This window comes from Pseudomonas sp. SIMBA_067 (genome assembly GCF_046534675.1).
GTDB lineage: Bacteria > Pseudomonadota > Gammaproteobacteria > Pseudomonadales > Pseudomonadaceae > Aquipseudomonas > Aquipseudomonas putida.
The window spans coordinates 1-232 of the sequence record NZ_JAWRYH010001440.1 but is presented as its reverse complement, the minus strand read 5'-3'; the positions used below and the strand labels follow the sequence as shown (position 1 = coordinate 232).

The following is a 232-nucleotide window of genomic DNA, read 5'->3' as shown; positions in this document are numbered from 1 at the left end:
GAGCAATCGCTGGTGATGGAGTCATCTTTATTGGCTGCGGGCATCAGTGCAGAAAAGCCCGTCCTTTCGACGTCTGATATTCAACCTTCAGCATCCTCAACGCTTTATAACGAAAGGCAAGAACCCATTACCGTTCATTATCGTTTTTACTGGTATGACGCCAGAGGGCTGGAGATGCATCCTCTGGAAAGGCCACGCAGCGTTACCATTCCCGCACATTCGGCGGTAACGC

General features: G+C 50.9%; 1 protein-coding gene. It reads left to right on the top strand.

The annotated features are described in order from the left end of the window. Positions 1–232, top strand: a 232-nt coding sequence (locus SB765_RS34170; protein ID WP_410933096.1) for a YcfL family protein, incomplete at both ends; no start/stop codon positions are given.